Below are 2,569 nucleotides of genomic sequence, written 5' to 3' on the forward strand. Positions count from 1 at the left end.
GCTGCGGAAGCCGGCCCGCAGGCTGCGCACGCTGACCCTGGCCGCGACGGCCATGTCGGCGACGGAGATCGGCTCGTGCGCGTGGTCGCTGCAGTACGCGAGGGCGCGTCCGACGGCGCCGGCGGGTGCCGCGCGGTCGGGGGCCTCCCAGGGGCTGATCCGGTTCGGCTGCGCGTCCAGGAGCCCGTGCACCAGCAGTTGTTCGAAGTGACCGAGGGCCAGCGGGGACCGGTCGAGCAGTCCGGACTGCGCGGAGCTCGCGAAGCTCTGGGCGGTGCTGAGCCATGCCGCGACGGCGGCCGAGTCGAGGTCGAGGACCGGGTCGAAGCGGGTGATCCCCGAGGGCGTGTCGCCGAGCCGGAGTGCCAGGGCGTCGTCGAGGGCCTGACGGGTGATCAGGATCACGCGGTTGAGGCTGTCGGCGTTCCAGGCCATGGCGAGCCGCTGGCCCGGTCCGGCGATGCTGAGGGTCGTCGGGAGCTCGGTGCCGTCGACGGTGACCGTGCCGTGGCCGGCGAGCGGGATGTGGACGTTGTAGAACTTGGCCAGCTCGCCCGGGTCGATCTCCACGGCGGTGCCGTACCCGAGCTCGTAGACGGAGACGGGCCCGGCCCAGATCCGGCGGAACTGGCCGTCGGCGCGCCGGTCGCGGCCCAGGACGCGCAGGCGGTGGGGTGAGAAGTGGGCGCTGACCAGAGCGTGCAATTCCTTGACGTCGCCGCCCTGGTAGAGCAGGCCCGCACGTGCGTCGTCGGCGTGCGGGCCGGGATCGAAATCGGCTGGCATGGCCCCCCGGCCTTTCTCTGACGGAACAACAGGTGTCATGGGAGTCGTTGAAAGTTGTCGGATCGCCCTACGATAACGTGGACATGACAGATCGTTCCCGGGGCCGGAGATGAGAAAAGCCTGCGAGATGCCGCCGAGCGCGGCACCTCCCAGGCGATGCGGTGTCAGCCCGGGCCCGTCGGCCGGTCTGTCGGCCCGTCAGTCCTTCTTGTCCGTCGGGCAGCGCGTCCCGGCGGCCGGGACGGTGCCGTCCACGAGGAAGGCGTCGACGGCGGTCCGGATACAACTGCTCTTGCCGTACGCGGTGTGCCCCTCGCCCTCGCGGGTCAGCAGCACGGCGTTGCCCAGCTCGGCGGTGAGCTTCTCCGCCCACGCGTACGGCGTGGCGGGGTCGCCGGTGGAACCGACGACGACGATCGGGTTCGTGGCGGCCGACTTGATCGCGTGTGGCTTCTCGGCGGAGGGCGCCGGCCAGCTGCGGCAGTCCGGGTCGAAGAGCGCGGCCGTCGGGTTGTGCTTGCTGACCAGCGGGGCCTTGGCGGCGAGGTCGGCGAGTGCGGCCTGGAGCTGCTCGGGGGTCGGGCCGTTGGTCGCGCCGTCGGCGCAGTGGATCGCGGTGTAGGCGTCCGCCGAGGCCTTGTAGTGCCCGTCCTTGTCGCGGCCGGAGGCGCCGTCGGCGAGCTGGTAGAGGTAGTCGCCCTTGCCACGCATGGCGGCCTTGAGGATGTCGCGCAGCGGCTTCCAGTCGCTCTCGCCGCCGTACAGGTTGTCGAGCACGCCGTTCCAGGCGGCCGTCGCGGTGAGGGTGCGGCCGTCGGAGGTGGTGAGCGGCTTGTCCTTGAGGCCGTCGAGGAAGTCGGCGAGCTTCTGCGGGGCCCGGTCGGGGTCCTGGCCGAGCGGGCAGCCGTCCTTGCCGGCGCAGTCGGCGGCGAAGGCCTTGAGGGCGCGCTCGAAGCCGGCCTGTTGCTCGACGTTGTGCTGTATGAGCGAGGTGGAGGGCGAGGTGGCGCCGTCGAGCACCAGGTGGCCGACGCGGTCAGGGAACTCCTCGGCGTAGAGCGAGCCGAGGTAGGTGCCGTAGGACATGCCGAGGTAGTTGAGCTTCTGGTCGCCGAGGACCGCGCGCAGCACGTCCATGTCGCGGGCGGTGTTGCGGGTGCCGACGTACGGCAGGACGCTCGCGTACTTGGCCTGGCACGCGTCGGCGAGCGTCTTGCCGTGGCCGTCGCCCGGCTGGTCGGTGGTGAGCCAGTCGTCGCGGGCCGTGTCGTTCAGGCAGTTGAGCGGGCTGGTGGCGCCGGCGCCGCGCGGGTCGAAGCCGACCATGTCGAAGCGGTCGTGCAGGGTGGTGCCCTTGGCCTGCCCGGCGCCGGCCTTGACCATGTTCACCCCGGAGCCGCCCGGGCCGCCGGGGTTGAGGAGCAGCGAGCCGACGCGCTGGTCGGGCTTGGCGGCGGGGTCGCGGACGACGGCGACGTCGAGCGTGCCGGTGGCCGGGTTGGCGTAGTCGAGCGGCACCTTGAGGGTGGCGCACTGGAGGGTGGTGTCGTCCGCCGTGCGGGTCTTCGGGTCGGGCGGGCAGGTGGCCCAGGCGAGCTGCTGGCCGTAGAACGCCTTGAGCGCCGGGTCGTTGGCACCGGTGGGTTTGGGCGTCGGGGCCGGCGTGGCGGTCGGGGTCGCGCTCGGCGTGGCGCTCGGGGTCGCCGAGGCGGTGGTGGCCTTGGTCGCGGAGGTCGACGTCGCCGACGACTTCGTCGAAGTGGTCGACGTGGTCGAGGAGTTC

General features: G+C 72.2%; 2 protein-coding genes. Both read right to left on the minus strand.

The genetic code is table 11. The annotated features are described in order from the left end of the window. Positions 1-786: AraC family transcriptional regulator (locus AB0O00_RS35335; protein ID WP_363658801.1), on the minus strand; the 786-nt coding region annotated here is incomplete at its 3' end. Positions 787-984: 198 nt separating this feature from the next. Beyond that, a partial coding sequence (locus AB0O00_RS35340) for an alpha/beta hydrolase (protein ID WP_363658802.1) occupies positions 985-2,569 on the minus strand: 1,585 nt, incomplete at its 5' end.

Origin of the sequence: Kitasatospora sp. NPDC093558 (genome assembly GCF_040683475.1) — a bacterium.
Classification (GTDB): domain Bacteria; phylum Actinomycetota; class Actinomycetes; order Streptomycetales; family Streptomycetaceae; genus Kitasatospora.